Source organism: Janthinobacterium breve (genome assembly GCF_051380895.1).
In the GTDB taxonomy this organism is placed as follows: Bacteria; Pseudomonadota; Gammaproteobacteria; order Burkholderiales; family Burkholderiaceae_D; genus Janthinobacterium.
Genome location: NZ_JBNYXY010000010.1, coordinates 109,805 through 123,847, shown reverse-complemented (window position 1 = coordinate 123,847; position 14,043 = coordinate 109,805). Strand labels below are relative to the sequence as shown.

General features: G+C 63.8%; 17 protein-coding genes. 9 read left to right on the top strand and 8 right to left on the bottom strand.

Annotation, left to right across the window (positions count from 1 at the left end; genetic code table 11):
- Window positions 1–49 precede the first annotated feature (49 nt).
- From ACQ4W0_RS20840 to ACQ4W0_RS20815, 6 genes are all read left to right on the top strand, one after another.
- The gene (locus ACQ4W0_RS20840) at window positions 50–880 is read left to right on the top strand and encodes a transporter substrate-binding domain-containing protein (RefSeq protein WP_436578496.1); all 831 of its coding nucleotides are present in this window, start codon (window positions 50–52) and stop codon (window positions 878–880) included.
- A gap of 20 nt (window positions 881–900) precedes the next feature.
- A complete protein-coding gene (locus ACQ4W0_RS20835) occupies window positions 901–1,578 on the top strand; it encodes an amino acid ABC transporter permease (protein ID WP_436578495.1) in 678 nt (225 codons plus the stop codon).
- Complete coding sequence (locus ACQ4W0_RS20830) at window positions 1,578–2,270, top strand: amino acid ABC transporter permease (protein ID WP_436578494.1); 693 nt, start codon at window positions 1,578–1,580, stop codon at window positions 2,268–2,270. Before ACQ4W0_RS20835 ends, ACQ4W0_RS20830 begins: the two co-directional genes overlap by 1 nt.
- On the top strand, window positions 2,267–3,010 hold the full coding sequence (locus ACQ4W0_RS20825; RefSeq protein WP_436578493.1) for an amino acid ABC transporter ATP-binding protein: 744 nt from the start codon (window positions 2,267–2,269) through the stop codon (window positions 3,008–3,010). Before ACQ4W0_RS20830 ends, ACQ4W0_RS20825 begins: the two co-directional genes overlap by 4 nt.
- A 105-nt stretch (window positions 3,011–3,115) precedes the next feature.
- Window positions 3,116–3,670, top strand: coding sequence for a glycine zipper domain-containing protein (locus ACQ4W0_RS20820; protein WP_436578492.1), 555 nt, complete (start codon window positions 3,116–3,118; stop codon window positions 3,668–3,670).
- 196 nt (window positions 3,671–3,866) lie between these two features.
- The gene (locus ACQ4W0_RS20815) at window positions 3,867–4,226 is read left to right on the top strand and encodes a hypothetical protein (RefSeq protein ID WP_436578491.1); all 360 of its coding nucleotides are present in this window, start codon (window positions 3,867–3,869) and stop codon (window positions 4,224–4,226) included.
- Between the two features lie 20 nt (window positions 4,227–4,246).
- Here ACQ4W0_RS20815 and ACQ4W0_RS20810 read toward each other — a convergent pair whose 3' ends face one another.
- Window positions 4,247–5,113 carry a universal stress protein gene (locus ACQ4W0_RS20810; protein WP_436578490.1) on the bottom strand — a complete coding sequence of 289 codons (867 nt, stop codon included), beginning with the start codon at window positions 5,111–5,113 and terminating at the stop codon, window positions 4,247–4,249.
- Window positions 5,114–5,281: 168 nt separating this feature from the next.
- Between ACQ4W0_RS20810 and phbB the strand changes: the two genes are divergently transcribed.
- Window positions 5,282–6,028, top strand: a complete 747-nt coding sequence (gene phbB / locus ACQ4W0_RS20805) for an acetoacetyl-CoA reductase (RefSeq protein WP_436578489.1) — start codon at window positions 5,282–5,284, stop codon at window positions 6,026–6,028.
- Between the two features lie 176 nt (window positions 6,029–6,204).
- Here the strand turns inward: phbB and ACQ4W0_RS20800 are convergent, their stop codons facing one another.
- The 6 genes from ACQ4W0_RS20800 to ACQ4W0_RS20775 all read right to left on the bottom strand — a co-directional run bounded on the left by ACQ4W0_RS20800 (window position 6,205) and on the right by ACQ4W0_RS20775 (window position 10,850).
- Window positions 6,205–6,576, bottom strand: a complete 372-nt coding sequence (locus ACQ4W0_RS20800; RefSeq protein WP_436578488.1) for a TraR/DksA family transcriptional regulator — start codon at window positions 6,574–6,576, stop codon at window positions 6,205–6,207.
- A 110-nt stretch (window positions 6,577–6,686) separates the two neighbouring features.
- Window positions 6,687–7,106 carry a VOC family protein gene (locus ACQ4W0_RS20795; RefSeq protein WP_436578487.1) on the bottom strand — a complete coding sequence of 140 codons (420 nt, stop codon included), beginning with the start codon at window positions 7,104–7,106 and terminating at the stop codon, window positions 6,687–6,689.
- A gap of 79 nt (window positions 7,107–7,185) precedes the next feature.
- Entirely contained in the window at window positions 7,186–7,659 is a 474-nt protein-coding gene (locus ACQ4W0_RS20790; protein WP_436578486.1) for a hypothetical protein, read from the bottom strand.
- Complete coding sequence (locus ACQ4W0_RS20785) at window positions 7,644–8,357, bottom strand: hypothetical protein (RefSeq protein ID WP_436578485.1); 714 nt, start codon at window positions 8,355–8,357, stop codon at window positions 7,644–7,646. The genes ACQ4W0_RS20790 and ACQ4W0_RS20785 overlap by 16 nt, the downstream gene beginning before the upstream one ends.
- An 83-nt stretch (window positions 8,358–8,440) precedes the next feature.
- Window positions 8,441–9,232: a 2-oxo-tetronate isomerase gene (gene otnI, locus ACQ4W0_RS20780; RefSeq protein ID WP_436578484.1), complete on the bottom strand. Its 792-nt coding sequence runs from the start codon at window positions 9,230–9,232 to the stop codon at window positions 8,441–8,443.
- A 244-nt stretch (window positions 9,233–9,476) separates the two neighbouring features.
- The gene (locus tag ACQ4W0_RS20775; RefSeq protein WP_219135656.1) at window positions 9,477–10,850 is read right to left on the bottom strand and encodes a DEAD/DEAH box helicase; all 1,374 of its coding nucleotides are present in this window, start codon (window positions 10,848–10,850) and stop codon (window positions 9,477–9,479) included.
- Window positions 10,851–11,140: 290 nt separating this feature from the next.
- Here ACQ4W0_RS20775 and ACQ4W0_RS20770 point away from each other — a divergent pair, with 290 nt between their 5' ends.
- Window positions 11,141–12,865, top strand: coding sequence for a methyl-accepting chemotaxis protein (locus tag ACQ4W0_RS20770; protein WP_436578483.1), 1,725 nt, complete (start codon window positions 11,141–11,143; stop codon window positions 12,863–12,865).
- 31 nt (window positions 12,866–12,896) lie between these two features.
- Here the strand turns inward: ACQ4W0_RS20770 and ACQ4W0_RS20765 are convergent, their stop codons facing one another.
- Complete coding sequence (locus tag ACQ4W0_RS20765) at window positions 12,897–13,151, bottom strand: hypothetical protein (protein ID WP_436578482.1); 255 nt, start codon at window positions 13,149–13,151, stop codon at window positions 12,897–12,899.
- Window positions 13,152–13,369: 218 nt separating this feature from the next.
- Between ACQ4W0_RS20765 and ACQ4W0_RS20760 the strand changes: the two genes are divergently transcribed.
- A complete protein-coding gene (locus tag ACQ4W0_RS20760) occupies window positions 13,370–14,023 on the top strand; it encodes a hydrolase (RefSeq protein ID WP_436578481.1) in 654 nt (217 codons plus the stop codon).
- Window positions 14,024–14,043 lie beyond the last annotated feature (20 nt).

The following is a 14,043-nucleotide window of genomic DNA, read 5'->3' as shown; positions in this document are numbered from 1 at the left end:
GCGCGCTGCGGTCTAATGGCGGCATTCATTACGCCACCAGAGGAATCCCATGCAGACCCGTCTTCACTTCGCCGCGCTTCTTTTCACCTCCATCGCCTTCACCCAGGTGGCGCAAGCCGACCAGCTGGCCGCCATCAAGGCGAAAGGCGAGCTGGTCTGCGGCACCCTGGGCACGGACGAGCCGAACAGTTTCATCGACGCCAAGTCGCGCCAGCTGGTCGGCTATGAAGTGGATCTGTGCCGCGCCATCGCCCAGGGCCTCGGCGTCAAACCGGTGATCAAGCAGCTGGCCGTGGCCGCCCGCATTCCTGAGTTGCAGCAGGGCCGCATCGATATCCTGACGGCATCCTTGACGCATAACAAGGAACGCGAAGCGCTGATCGATTTTTCCCTGTCCACGTTTTACACGGGCCAGCGCGTGCTGGTGAAGAAAAGCAGCAATATCACGACGGTCGCTGGCCTGGCCGGCAAGAAAGTGCTGACCGTTAAGGGCGGCACGCAGGAACCGAATATCCGGAAGGCCGTGCCCGGCGTGGAGGTGGTGACATTCGAGACGGCGGGCCAGGCCTATCTTGGCTTGCAGCAAGGCAAGGGCGTCGGCTATGTCGACGATGAAGTCTCGCTGCTGAACAATTACGCCAAGCTGGGCGCCGCGCAAAAGGATTACCTTGTGCTGCCGCAAAACATCAGCCAGGAAGTGTTTGCCTTCGGCATCCGCAAGGGCGAGACGGGCGTGAAAACAGCCGTCGACCAGGTGCTGCGCGGGCTGGAAAAGTCGGGCGAGGCAGAAAAACTGTTCTTCAAATGGTATGGCCCGACGAGCAATGTCAAGTTTCAAAAACGTACATTTAAAATTGAATCGGACAAGATCGACGCCTGAATCTCGCCTGACTCTTCCGCATGTTTGATCTGAACTTTTTGCTGTCCGGCGACTACCGCGACTGGCTGCTCTCCGGCTTGCTGCTGTCCTTGCAACTGATGGGCATCACCTTGCTGCTGGCCTTGCCGCTGGCGTGTGGCGTGGCCATGCTGCGCCTGGCCCCGTCGCGCCTGCTCAACGGGCTGGGCGCCGCGTATGTCGAGCTGATCCGCAACGTGCCCTTGCTGGCCCACTTCCTTTTCTGGTATTTCGGCGCGCCCGAACTGCTGCCCGAGGCTTGGAAGGAGCGTTTGTATGCCGGCAATATCGAAGCCGTCAGCGCCATCACGGCGCTGACCTTGTACACGGCCGCCTACATGGCGGAAGATATCCGCAGCGGCATTCGCGCCATTCCTGTCCAGCAATTCGAGGCGGGCCGGGCGCTGGGCTTCAGCTTTCTCGCCACCATGCGCCTGTGCATCGTGCCGCAGGCGCTGCGGCTGGCCGCGCCGCCGCTGCTGTCGCAAACCCTGAACCTGTGGCAAAACACCAGCATCGCCACCGTCATTGGCGTGGCCGAGCTGATGTACCAGACGCAGCGCGTGGAAGCGGCCTCGTTCCGCAGCGTCGAGGCGTTCGTCTTCGCCAGCGTGGCCTATCTGGTCGTCTCCTTGCTGATCGCCGGCCTGGCGGCCTTGCTGCAAAGGAAGGTATTCTGATGCTGGAACTGATCCAAGATTACTGGCTGTATTTTCTTGTGGGCCGCTATCCCGAGGGGCCGCTGGGCGGCCTGGCGCTGACGGTGCTGCTGGCCAGCCTGGCGCTGGTGCTCAGCCTGCCTTTCGGCTTGCTGCTGGGACTGGCACGCCTGAGTCCCTGGCGCCTGCTGCGCTGGCCCGTCGCCGCGCTGATCCACGTGGTGCGGGGCATCCCCTTGTTGCTCGTCATCTTCTGGGCATATTTCTTCCTGCCCAGTATCACGGGCCATGAAAGCGGGCAATTCGGCACCATGCTGGCGGCCCTCGTCGTCTTCGATGGCATTTATTTGGCGGAGATCGTGCGCGCCGGCGTGCAAGCCGTGCCCCGGGGGCAGGTGGAAGCGGCTCGTTCGCTGGGCTTGAACTATCTGGACAGCATGCGCACGGTGGTGCTGCCGCAGGCGCTGCGCCACATGCTGCCTTCGCTGGTGAACCAGTTTGTTTCCACCATCAAGGAAACTTCGCTCGGCTATATCATCGGCCTGGCCGAAGTGTCGTTCATCGCCTCGCAAGTCAATGGCCTGGTGCTGACCAAGCCCGTGCAAGTGTATTTCCTGTTGGGCATAACGTATTTTGTTTTATGTTTCAGCCTGTCGCGCGCCGCCTTCTGGCTCGAGCGGCGCCAGGCGCGTCTTTTGAAAGCGGCAGCATGATTACCTTTGACAACGTCAACAAATACTATGGCGACTATCACGCCTTGAGCGGCATCAATGAACACGTGGCCAAGGGGGAAGTGCTGGTCGTGTGCGGCCCGTCCGGTTCCGGCAAGTCGACCCTGATCCGCACCATCAATCGCCTGGAGGCGATCGCTTCGGGCCGCATCACGGTGGCGGGCCAGGACATTCACGCGCCGGGACTGGACGTGAATGCCTTTCGCTCGCACATCGGTTTTGTGTTCCAGCAATTCAACCTGTTTCCACACTTGTCCGTGCTGGACAATTGCGCGCTGGCGCCGCAGCGCTTGCGCGGCCTCACCCGGCGCGAAGCGGAAGAGCGGGCGCTGGCCCTGTTGGAAAGGGTGGGACTGGCGCACAAGGCACGCGCCATGCCGGCGGCTTTGTCGGGTGGCCAGCAGCAGCGCGTGGCGATTGCCCGCGCGCTGGCCATGCAGCCGCCGCTGATGCTGTTTGATGAACCCACCAGCGCATTGGACCCGGAAATGGTGGGCGAGGTGCTGCAAGTGATGCGCGATCTGGCGCAGGGCGGCATGACGATGGTGTGCGTCACGCACGAAATGGGTTTCGCGCGCGACGTGGCCGACCGCGTCTGGTTCATGGACCATGGGCAAGTGCTGGAGCGGGCTACGCCCGAGGATTTCTTTGCGCGGCCGCAACATGCGCGCGCGCAGCAATTCCTGTCTGATATCCGCAGCCCGTTCGGTGTGCCGGCCTGAAGAAATGCGGCCTGTGTGCGCAAGCGAACGGTATTTCGCGGTGGTCAGGCGCACGCTGGAAAGGTGGCGCACGGTGCGCCCGCAGCCTACCAGGAGGGCCGTATCATGTCACGCATCATCGCAGGTCATTTTCAGTTGCAGGAACAGATCGACGCCGCGCGCGCCGCCCTGAACCAGGCGGGCTTTACCGACAGCCGCATCAGCGCCTTCTTTGTCAACCAGCCGGGCCAGCATGATCTGCATGCGCTCGGTGGCGACCGCGACATGTCGCCCGGTGCCAAAGAGACGCCGGAAGGCGTGGTGGAAGGCGTGGCCGTCGGGGCCGCCGTGGGCGCCGGCATCGGCGCCGCCGCCACGCTGGCGACAGGGCCGCTGGGTCCGGTGGTGGGGGCGCTGGTGGGCGCCCACGTGGGATCGCTCTACAGTTTCAATAAAATGAAGGAGGCGGGCGAGCCCGAAAAGAATGGTGAAAACCGCCGCCAGCCACGGCATCCGGGCATGCTGATTGCCGTCGCGCTGGGCGGCCTCGACGAGCGCGAACGGGCGCTCGAGGCGCTGCACCGGCTGGGCGCCGAGCATATCGAGGAAGCGGAAGGCACGATTGCCCATGGCGACTGGCACGACTTCGATCCGCTCAGCATTCCCGTGCTGGTGGCGTGAATCGGCGCACCCGCCGTGCAAGATGCATAAATGCCGCGCCGCACGAAATGTAGGTATGATACTTGTCAGTATTCGTAATTATTGGTAAACAATGCCGACAGGGATAGTTTCCGTGCGCCCGAAGTGACACTGGACCCAGGTGACTGCCTGTAATACTTGCCTCGCATGCTAACGAGTATGAATAGGAGGTCGCGTCATGACACAGGCATGGTTCATTCTGACACGGGCCGACGGGCGCGACATCTGCGCGCCCTCGCCGGCGCAGCTGGCCGATGCGCTGGCCGAAGTCTACCGCGGCGGCGCCATCACGCCGGACGGCAGCCGGGCCGCCGTCGTGTTGCGCTTTGGCTACGACGATGGCTTGATGTATCAGGTCGAGGTCGCTAGCGGAGGCGAAGTCACTTTTGAAGAATGGTCGGACCGCGATTGCGAAATAGCCCTGGCCAGTCCGCGCCACATGTCGGCCCTGCCGCAGGGCGACGCGCTGCAGCTGTGGCAGTGGCTGACGCAGCGCCAGGTGGCGAAGATCCGCAGCCAGCCCTGGCAGGGCGGCTAGCCGCAACCTCGCCCAAGGTATTAGTGCGCCATCAGCACGGGAATCGTCATGCTCTGCAAAATCGTGCGCGTGACGCCGCCCAGGATGGTTTCGCGCAGGCGCGAATGACCATACGCTCCCATCACCAGCAAGTCCGCCGACAGGTCCGCCGCCTGCGACAGCAGCGCTTCGCCGATATCGCCCCGCCGCACGCCACCGCCATCGAGCAAATGCAGCCGCGCTTCCACACCGTGGCGCGCCAGGTAGTGCCTCAGTTCGGCGCCCGGCTGTTCGCCGTGCTCGGCGGCATGCACCTGGGCATCGAAGATGGCCACGTGGACTTGCCCTGCGCGCTGCAGCAGGGGCAGGGCGGCGGTCACGGCGCGGCTTGCTTCCTTGCTGGCATTCCAGGAGATGAGCACATTGCGTGCGGCCGCCGGCTGCGCCAGCAGGGGTAGCGGCGGCGCATACGGCACGATCAGCACGGGTCGGCCCGAATGCAGCAGCACGTAGGCGGGAAAGTCGCGCATCACGGACGGCGATTTATCCTTGGCATTGTATTGGCTGATCACGACCAGGTCCGCATAGCGGGCCAGCACGCTGATGCCGCCAGCCGCCTCGTCGTCGAGCACGCGCTGTTCGAACGAGGCGACGCCCGCCGCGCGCACCTGCGCCTCGAAACCGTCGAGGGCGCGCGTCGCCCGTTCTCTCAGGAAGTTGAGGTGCAGACTCAGGTTTGGGTCGGCATCGAGGTCGGGCTGGTTCTGGTACAGCAGGCGTGACACGCCCGTCAGCGCCACGCCCGTCAGGTGGCCGCCGCAAGCCTGGGCGATGCTGGCGGCCGCTTCGATGCGGGCGGCGCGCCCGGCGCTGTCGTCGATGTGGAGCAATACGGTCTTATACGTCATGGCCAGGCCTTTCGCTGTGCATTGGCGGTCATTCTGGCACAGACCGGGGCGTCGGCCGCGCACGACTGCATCAGACTGAGCACTTGATCTGGCGCAAAGCTGGCGATAAAAACTGCTCCTACACTTGATCCCACGCAAAACAACCATAACAAGCGGGGAGAGACAGCAATGAAGGAACAAAAGGTAGCGCTGGTCACGGGCGGCATGGGTGGCCTGGGCACGGCCTTGTGCCGGCGCCTGCATGCGGCGGGCTTTGCCGTCGTGGCGGCGCATACGCCGGGCAATGCGCGCGTGGCAAGCTGGCTCGACGAGCAACAGGCGCAGCAGTATTATTTTCATCCGCTGGCCATCGACGTGGGCGATTTCGACGCCTGCAGCGTAGCCGTGGCAAGAGTGCTGGCGCAGTTCGGCCGCATCGACGTGCTGGTCAACAACGCCGGCATCACGCGCGACCAAAGCATGCGCAAGATGGAATTGCCGCACTGGTCCGAGGTCATGCGCACCAATCTCGACAGCCTGTTCAACATGAGCAAGCAGGTGCTCGAACCCATGCTGGAAAAAAAATGGGGCCGCATCATCAACATCTCGTCCGTGAATGGCCAGAAGGGCGCGTTTGGCCAGTGCAACTATGCGGCCGCCAAGGCGGGAGTGCATGGCTTCAGCAAGGCGCTGGCGCTGGAAGTGGCGCGCCACGGCATCACCGTCAACACGGTCTCGCCCGGTTACCTGCGCACGCAGATGGTGACAGCCGTGCCGGCTGATATCCTGGAAACGAAGATCCTGCCGCAGATTCCCCTGGGCCGCCTGGGCGAGCCGGACGAGGTGGCTGCCCTGGTGGCTTACCTGGCATCCGACGAGGCGGCATTCGTCACGGGCGCGAATATCGCCATCAATGGCGGGCAGCACATGAGTTAAGCAAGCTGAGTCAAGCAAGCGTGCAGCTTGCAGCAAGGCAATGGCAGTAGAGGAGACCCGTCCACCCAGCCGGCACACAGAGGCTGGCGGGGGACGACAGGCAGCATGGCAGCGCAGATGGAAAGCAGGGGGCGGGGCAGCGATGCCTTGCCCCTTTGCCTTGCCGCAGCACCAGGTCAGCGCTGGGTTTTTTCCAGCCGCGTCTGGCAATCGATGCACAGGCGCGCTTCGGGGCGCGCATTCAAGCGGGACAGGCCGATGGCTTCGCCGCAGTTGTCGCACAGGCCATAGCTGCCATCGGTAAACTTGGCCAATGCGTGCTTGATGATGGCCAGCTGCGCCAAGTTGTGCTCGGCCGCTTCGCCGACGAGGGCGTTCAAGGTGTGCACGCTGGCGTTATCGGCAGGCGAGGCTTCGATTTCATTGAGCAGCGAGGCGCGCGCATCCGCTTCGGCCGCTTCGTTCTCGATCTGTTTCAGCAACGCCAGCTTGCGTTGCTCCAGCACGCCCTGCAGGCGCTGCAACTGGTCTTGCGGCAATCCATTCATGGTTGTCACCCGGTAGAGGCTACTTCCATTATGGTAGTCCAAGATTGGCCGCTCTGCTTGCGCTACTGCCCGCGCCGCGTTTGATGCGGCGCAGGCAGGCATGGGCCGTTCTATGCTGGTTCTTTCAGACAGTTGACCATCCAGGCCACGCCGAACTGGTCTTTCAGCATGCCGAAGCGCTTGGCCCAGAACGTTTCCGCCAGCGGCATCTGGATGTTGCCGTCACGCGCCAGTGCGTCGAAAGCCCGTTCCGCTTCCTCCGGCGTATCGAGGGTTAGGCAGACCGAGCAGCCACTCATGCCCTTGGCACCATCCTCGGTGCAGCCGCCGTCCGAGCCCATCAGCATGTTGGCCCCCAACTGCACGGAGCCATGCATGATCTTGTCGTACCAGTCTTCCTTGACTTGCTCCTGGCCCGGCGAGCCGCGAAACGGCATCAGGCACAGGTCTGTGCCATGCAGGTGCTGGCGGTAATATTCCATCGCTTGCGCGCAATTGCCATTGAATTGCAAATACGGTTCGATACGCATATTGGTCTCCTCTGGTCGCCCCGCCGGCACGATTGTCATGCGGGACGTCCCAGTATAGGCGCTCGCTGGCCAATTTCAATCAGTCCGGCGCCATCTCTTGCAGCCGCTCACGCACCTTGCCCAGAGTGCCGAGGATGCGCTCGGGATTGCTGGCCAGGACGGCGCTGCCCAGGTGCAACAAGCTCGTTGCCAGGCTGATCCAGTGCCGCACGTCGTCGTTGCGGGCGATGCGCAGCCGCACCGTGTCGAGCAGGCCGCTGAGCTGGCGCTGCGCCGTTTCCAGGCCGGCCACCGTGTGCCCGGCGGCATCGGCATACAGCTGGTTGGCTTGCTGGCGCAGGGCCACTTCCAGGGCGAAGACGGCCTGTGCCTGGCCGTGGCTGATGCCGTTTGCTCCCTGGCTGGCGCGCTTGCGGATGGCGCGCATGACGGCGCCATGCAGGGTGACGGCCGCCTGCGACAGGCTGTCGGCCAGTTGCTCGACGCGCATGGCGCTGCTGAGAGCCGCTTCGCGGCGTTCGCTGCTGCTGCTCCTGTCTACCGATCCGTCCATCTTGCCTCCGTGGTGGTGAGGGTGGCAGCGAGGTGGGCATGGTCGCGCCCCAGTGCCGCCAGTTGCCGGCGCGCCAGCGTATGGCGCAGGCCAACCAGACGGTATTCTTCAGTTTTGCTTTGCTGCATGTTTTTCGCCAGCACGGCCAGCAGGCGTTGCTGCGGCGTGTCGGCATACGCGATTTCCACGTCGAGCAAGCCGAGCACCATGTCGCGCTCGTTGTCGCCGCTCTTGTCGTACAGGGCCAGCAGGCTGTCGAGCGCGGCCAGCAGGGCTTGCAGCGGCGCATCGCCGTCGTGCAGCACCTGCGCCAGGTGCGCCTGCTGGCTGGCGGCACCGCCCAGGCGCGCGAGTTGCTGCAGCAACAGGGTGTAGGCGCTGACGTGGCGGTCGTCGATGCCGCTGCCGGGCCAGGCGCGGATGGCAGCGCCGGCACTGGCCAGTTCGGGCTGCAGGTCATACGCCTCGGCTTGTGCCAGCCGGCCCAGCGCCTGCAGGTACAGGCGCACGGCCTGCGCCAGGCGCGCGACATCCGCTTGCGCGGCGCGGCGCTGCGCATCGAGCAGGCGTTCGCGCGCGTCTTCGGCCGGCGATAGATAGGGGCGGGCGCGCTGGTAGCTGTCCACGTGGCGCTGCGACAGCTCGCTGAAGGCGCTCAGGGCATCGGTGCCGGCGGGTGGGCAGGGCGGACACGTCACCTCTCGACAGGAAATACTGTATGGAAAGGTATTGTGGTGCCGGCCTGCGCCGCCCGCCTTGTGCGGGCGCAAGCGCGCTGCGATCAGGCGCCCGCGATGTCAGTCAATTGTTCGCGCCAGCCCAGTCCGGCCACGGTGTTGCTGGCGGGACGGTATTCGCAGCCGACCCAGCCTGCGTAGCCGACCTGGTCCAGCAGCTTGAACAAGTGGCGGTAATTGATCTCGCCCGTGCCCGGTTCGTGGCGGCCCGGCGTGTCGGCGATCTGGATGTGGCGGATCAGGGGCAGCAGGGCGCGGATGGTGTTGCTCAGTTCGCCCTCCATGCGTTGCATGTGATAAATGTCGTACTGCAAGAAGATATTGCTGCGCTGACAGTCGGCGATGATGTCGGCTGCCTGCTGGCTATGGTTCAGAAAGTAAGCGGGCATGTCGTAGTGGTTGATCGGCTCGATCAGCACATTGATACCATGCGGGCGGCAGGCGTCGGCCGCACATTGCAGGTTGCCGATCAGGCTTTGCCGCGCCCGCTCCAGGCTCATGCCGGGCGGCACAATGCCGGCCATGCAGTGCAGCTGTTTCGCGCCGAGCGCCAGCGCGTAGTTGAGCGCCAATTGTACGTTGCTGCGGAATTCCTCGCTCCGGCGCGGATCGCAGGCGATGCCCCGTTCGCCGTGCTCCCAGTCACCGGGCGGGAAGTTGAACACGGCCAGCTGCAGATGGTGGCGTTCCAGCCGCATGGCGATCTGCCGCGCTTCGACGGCGTAGGGAAACAGGAATTCGACGGCATCGAAGCCCGCCTCCCTGGCGGCGGCAAAGCGGTCCAGGAAAGGCAGTTCGGTAAACATCATGCTGAGGTTGGCAGCGAAGTTCGGCATGGCAGCACGCAGGTGAGGACGATGGACGCTATCCTAGCCCAAATCGGCAAATGGTGGCGTGCATAAAAAAACCGTTCCAGAAACAAGTTCTGGAACGGTTTTTGTCGTCTTTTTGATAAAAACAAACGCTGCCTGAAAGCGTCGCGAGCGGGAGTGATATTGCGTCGAGTAGCGCAGCCCTACTCAAGTACGGCGAGCAACGCAAACGCAATAGCGCCCCGCACAGTAGCTTTAAGGTCGCGTTTTAGCGACCGCGGCCACCGGAGCGATGATTTGCCGCCGAACGCGGCGCATTGCCCGAACGGTTGCCACCGCCACCACCGCCACCCGCCGGGCCGGCGCTGCGTGGCTTGGCGCCGCTGCCGCCGGTTTTCACGCGCACCACGGCGCCAGCCGGCGCGCGGCTGTTGTTGCGGTGGCCGCCGGTGCCGCTGCGCAATTGCACAGGCTGGGCGCGGGCGTTCAGGTCGGGCTCGAAGCCTTCGATGACTTCGCGCGGCAGGGTTTGCTTGATCAGCTTTTCGATGTCTTTCAACATTTCGTGCTCATCCACGCAGACCAGCGATACGGCTTCGCCCTTGGCGCCGGCACGGCCCGTGCGGCCGATACGGTGCACATAGTCTTCCGGAATGTTCGGCAAGTCGTAGTTGACGACGTGCGGCAACTGGTCGATATCGATACCGCGCGCGGCGATGTCGGTGGCGACCAGCACTTGCAGGGTGCCATCCTTGAACTCGGACAGCGCGCGCGTGCGCGCCGACTGGCTCTTGTTGCCGTGGATGGCCAGGGCGCCAATGCCGTCCGCGCCCAGTTGCTCGACCAGTTTATTGGCGCCGTGCTTGGTGCGCGTAAACACCAGTACTTGCGTCCAGTTGTTCGACTTGATCAGGTAGGACAGCATCGGGTGCTTCTTGTCGCGGTCGACCGGATGGATTTTTTGCTGGATCACTTCCACGGTCGAATTGCGGCGCGCCACTTCGATCATGGCCGGCTTGTTCAGCAAGCCGTCGGCCAGGGCCTTGATCTCTTCCGAGAACGTGGCCGAGAACAGCAGGTTCTGGCGTTTAGGCGGCAACACGGCCAGCACTTTCTTGATGTCGCGGATGAAGCCCATGTCGAGCATGCGGTCGGCTTCGTCCAGGATCAGGATTTCCACTTTCGACAGGTCAACCGTGCCCTGGCCCATGTGGTCCAGCAGGCGGCCCGGCGTGGCGACGAGCACATCGACGCCGTGTTTCAGCTGCTTGATTTGCGGGTTGATGCCGACGCCGCCGAAGATCACGGTGGAGTTCAGCTTGGTGTATTTGCCATAAGTGCGCACGCTTTCCTCGACCTGCGCGGCGAGTTCGCGCGTCGGTGCCAGGATCAGGGCGCGGATCGGGCGCGTGGACGTGTTGCTGGTGATGGCCGCGCCATTCGCGTCGGTCGACAGGCGGTGCAGCAAGGGCAGGGTGAAACCGGCCGTCTTGCCGGTGCCGGTTTGTGCGCCGGCCAGCAAGTCGCCGCCAGCCAGCACGGCGGGAATCGCCTGCGTCTGGATCGGGGTCGGCACGGTGTAGCCGTGTTCGGTAACGGCACGTACGATAGCGTCGGACAATCCGAGGGAGGAAAAGGACATGGTAACTTTATTGTGAGATCGGCCTGTCGCCATCGGGGGGCGCCAGTCGCAGGCAATCAGATTAGGGGTCGAAAGACAGCGGCAAGGGGACTGGTCATATGTGCCGCACACGCGAAGTATAACAGCATGGCAAAAAAGCGCTGAGTTTGTTTCAAGTACGCAATGCTGCAAGTAAAGGAAATGCATGGCAAGGGCGCGCTCCTTATCGTCGTTATTCACTATGATCCCCTGTAGCACTCCATGCGCGGGACTCACCGTGGCGCCGGGGTGTTCATTCCCGGAGGAATATCATGCGTATCGCCGATCTTCGCATCGCCACCCGCCTGTATGGCGGTTTCGGCACCATCGTCCTGCTGCTGGCCGCCCTGGTCACCGTCGCCACGCTGAATGTCTCGCGGCTGGCCGATGCCAATGCCATCAATACCCACACTTATCAGGTACTCGCTGAAAACAGCGCAATCCTGGAAAGCCTGATCAACGTGGAAACGGGCCAGCGCGGCTACGTGATCACGGGCGCGGAGGCGTCGCTGGAGCCGTACAAGGCGGGCCAGTCCGCGTTTGGCACGCACCTGACCAAGGCGCGCGAGATGACCAGCGATAACCCTGCCCAGCAAGAGCGCCTGGCGAAGCTTGATGCTGCCAAGCAAGCCTGGCTGGCCGGCGCGCTCGATCCCGTGATCGCCATGCGGCGCGCCGTGGCGCAGGGCACGGCGGCGATCGAGCCCGTGCTGGCGCTGGAGAAGGAGGGCAGGGGCAAACAGGGCATGGATGCCATGCGGGCACTGCTGGGCGAGATCGGCCAGGCGGAAACGGCGCTGCTGGCCAGCCGCTCGGAAGCGGCGGCGGCCTTGCAGGCGCGCACGCACTGGACTTTACTGGGCGGCGGCGCGGCGGCGCTGATCCTGGCCGCCATGATCGCCTGGTGGCTGGCGCACAACATCTGCGGTCCGCTGCGCTCGGCCATCGACGTGGCCAGGCAGGTGGCGCAGGGCGATTTGACGGTGCAGGTGGATGTGCGTTCGAAGGATGAGACGGGCGAGCTGATGCAGGCATTGAAAGACATGACGGCCAGCCTGCTGCGCATCGTCACCGAAGTGCGCGGCGGCACGCAGGCCATCGCCACGGCCTCGCGCCAGATTGCCTCGGGCAACCTCGACCTGTCGGCGCGCACGGAGCAGCAGGCCAGTTCGCTGGAAGAGACGGCGTCGTCGATGGAAGAACTGACCAGCACGGTACAGAGCAATGCGCAGAATGCCAGCGAGGCCAATGGCCTGGCGGCGTCGGCCTCTGCCGTGGCCGGCAAGGGCGGCAGCGTGGTGGCGCAAGTGGTGGACACCATGGGTTCCATCAATGACTCGTCGCGCAAGATCGTCGACATCATCGGCGTGATCGACGGCATCGCCTTCCAGACGAATATCCTGGCCTTGAACGCGGCCGTGGAGGCGGCACGGGCGGGCGAGCAGGGGCGCGGCTTTGCCGTCGTCGCCACCGAGGTGCGCAACCTGGCACAACGCTCGGCCGGCGCCGCCAGGGAAATCAAGGGCTTGATCAATGATTCGGTGGCCCAGGTGGAGAGTGGCGCGCGCCTGGTCGACGAGGCGGGCCACACCATGCGCGAGATCGTCGATAGCGTGCACAAGGTCAGCAGCATTGTCGGGCAGATCTCGTCTGCCAGCGACGAGCAGCGGGCCGGCATCGAGCAAGTCAACCAGGCGATCAGCGAAATGGACCAGGTGACCCAGCAAAACGCTGCGCTGGTGGAAGAGGCTGCCGCAGCTGCGGAAGCCATGCAGGAGCAGGCCGCCCGGCTGGCTGATGCGGTGAGCGTGTTCAAGACCGCGCAGGTGGACGCCGTGCCGCCGGTGCCGCGCCGCAAGGAAGTCCTCCCCGTCGCGCGCTTGCCCGCGCGCCCGCCCGCCATGGCGACCCGCCCTGCCGCCAAGGTCTTGCCGGCCAAGGCGCAGGCGGGCGACGGCCAGCGCCTCACCAAAAATGACGAATGGGAAGAGTTCTAGCCAGGGCTTTCGCTGACGGCGCCTTGCAGGCCTAGTCGTCGATCTCCTCGACGGTGTAGCTCACGCCCTGGGCATCGAGGCAGGCGCGCAACGACTCCAGTCCGTGCCAGGCATCCGGGCGCAGGTGCTGGCAGATATACAGGCCGGCGTCCGTCAGCCGGATATCGGTCTCGGGCATGCTTGAGCCGGGCGCGCGCGGCGCCTGCGGCCGTGCCGCCAGCAGCTGCGCGATGTGCTGGCGCTGCTCCGGCGTCAGGCTGGCCGTGATCCTGAATTCAAATCCCATGTTTTCTCCTTGATGTGCGGGTTGCTGTTGCGGCTATTCTGTATCATCGAAAAAATTGCATATAGCTTGGCATTCTTTCCGTTTTTGTTTTCAAAGTATCTCGTCCATACTGCATAGCACTGGCCCGGCACACACAGCGTGAAGCAAGGGCAGGAGCAGAAGCGCCGTACAAGGAAAGCCCTCTTTTATATTCAATTATTTTCACTAAGGAAAACATCATGCCTATCGCCACCGCCCAAGCCGCACAAAAACTGCTGACCCCGAACGATCATACCCTGATCATGATCGATCACCAGTCGCAGATGGCGTTCGCCACCCGCTCCATCGACCTGGCCCTGCTGCGCAACAACGCGGCCCTGGTGGCCAAGGCGGCGGAGGAATTCAAGGTGCCGACGATTTTGACGACGGTGGCCGCCAAGTCCTTCTCCGGTCCTATTTTTGACGAAATCCAGTCCGTCTTCCCTGAGCAGGCGCCGGTCGACCGCAGCACCATGAACACCTGGGAAGATGCGCGCATCGCCGACAAGGTGAATGGCTACGGTAAGGGCAAGATCGTGCTGGCCGGCCTGTGGACATCCGTCTGCATCGTGGGCCCCGCGCTGTCGGCGCTGGAGCAGGGTTTTGAAGTCTACGTGATCGCCGACGCCAGTGGCGACGTGTCCGACGAAGCGCATGCGATGGCCATGCAACGCATGCTGCAGGCGGGCGCGCAGCCGATGACGTCCGTGCAATACTTGCTGGAACTGCAGCGCGACTGGGCTCGCGGCGAGACCTACAATGCAACGGTGGCGACGGCCGTGGCGCACGGCGGCGGCTACGGCCTGGGCTTGATCTACGCCAAATCCATGTTCAACGCCAGCGAAGGCCATTGATTTTTCATCGATGTATCGTC

Excerpts from the sequence above, each read along its gene's own strand:
- otnI (WP_436578484.1), bottom strand. The coding sequence starts at position 9,232 with ATGCCGAACTTCGCTGCCAACCTCAGCATGATGTTTACCGAACTGCCT.
- ACQ4W0_RS20775 (WP_219135656.1), bottom strand. The coding sequence starts at position 10,850 with ATGTCCTTTTCCTCCCTCGGATTGTCCGACGCTATCGTACGTGCCGTT.
- ACQ4W0_RS20830 (WP_436578494.1), top strand. The coding sequence starts at position 1,578 with ATGCTGGAACTGATCCAAGATTACTGGCTGTATTTTCTTGTGGGCCGC.
- ACQ4W0_RS20825 (WP_436578493.1), top strand. The coding sequence starts at position 2,267 with ATGATTACCTTTGACAACGTCAACAAATACTATGGCGACTATCACGCC.
- ACQ4W0_RS20760 (WP_436578481.1), top strand. The coding sequence starts at position 13,370 with ATGCCTATCGCCACCGCCCAAGCCGCACAAAAACTGCTGACCCCGAAC.
- ACQ4W0_RS20795 (WP_436578487.1), bottom strand. The coding sequence starts at position 7,106 with ATGCGTATCGAACCGTATTTGCAATTCAATGGCAATTGCGCGCAAGCG.
- ACQ4W0_RS20835 (WP_436578495.1), top strand. The coding sequence starts at position 901 with ATGTTTGATCTGAACTTTTTGCTGTCCGGCGACTACCGCGACTGGCTG.
- ACQ4W0_RS20820 (WP_436578492.1), top strand. The coding sequence starts at position 3,116 with ATGTCACGCATCATCGCAGGTCATTTTCAGTTGCAGGAACAGATCGAC.
- phbB (WP_436578489.1), top strand. The coding sequence starts at position 5,282 with ATGAAGGAACAAAAGGTAGCGCTGGTCACGGGCGGCATGGGTGGCCTG.
- ACQ4W0_RS20810 (WP_436578490.1), bottom strand. The coding sequence starts at position 5,113 with ATGACGTATAAGACCGTATTGCTCCACATCGACGACAGCGCCGGGCGC.
- ACQ4W0_RS20790 (WP_436578486.1), bottom strand. The coding sequence starts at position 7,659 with ATGGACGGATCGGTAGACAGGAGCAGCAGCAGCGAACGCCGCGAAGCG.
- ACQ4W0_RS20770 (WP_436578483.1), top strand. The coding sequence starts at position 11,141 with ATGCGTATCGCCGATCTTCGCATCGCCACCCGCCTGTATGGCGGTTTC.
- ACQ4W0_RS20815 (WP_436578491.1), top strand. The coding sequence starts at position 3,867 with ATGACACAGGCATGGTTCATTCTGACACGGGCCGACGGGCGCGACATC.
- ACQ4W0_RS20840 (WP_436578496.1), top strand. The coding sequence starts at position 50 with ATGCAGACCCGTCTTCACTTCGCCGCGCTTCTTTTCACCTCCATCGCC.
- ACQ4W0_RS20800 (WP_436578488.1), bottom strand. The coding sequence starts at position 6,576 with ATGAATGGATTGCCGCAAGACCAGTTGCAGCGCCTGCAGGGCGTGCTG.
- ACQ4W0_RS20765 (WP_436578482.1), bottom strand. The coding sequence starts at position 13,151 with ATGGGATTTGAATTCAGGATCACGGCCAGCCTGACGCCGGAGCAGCGC.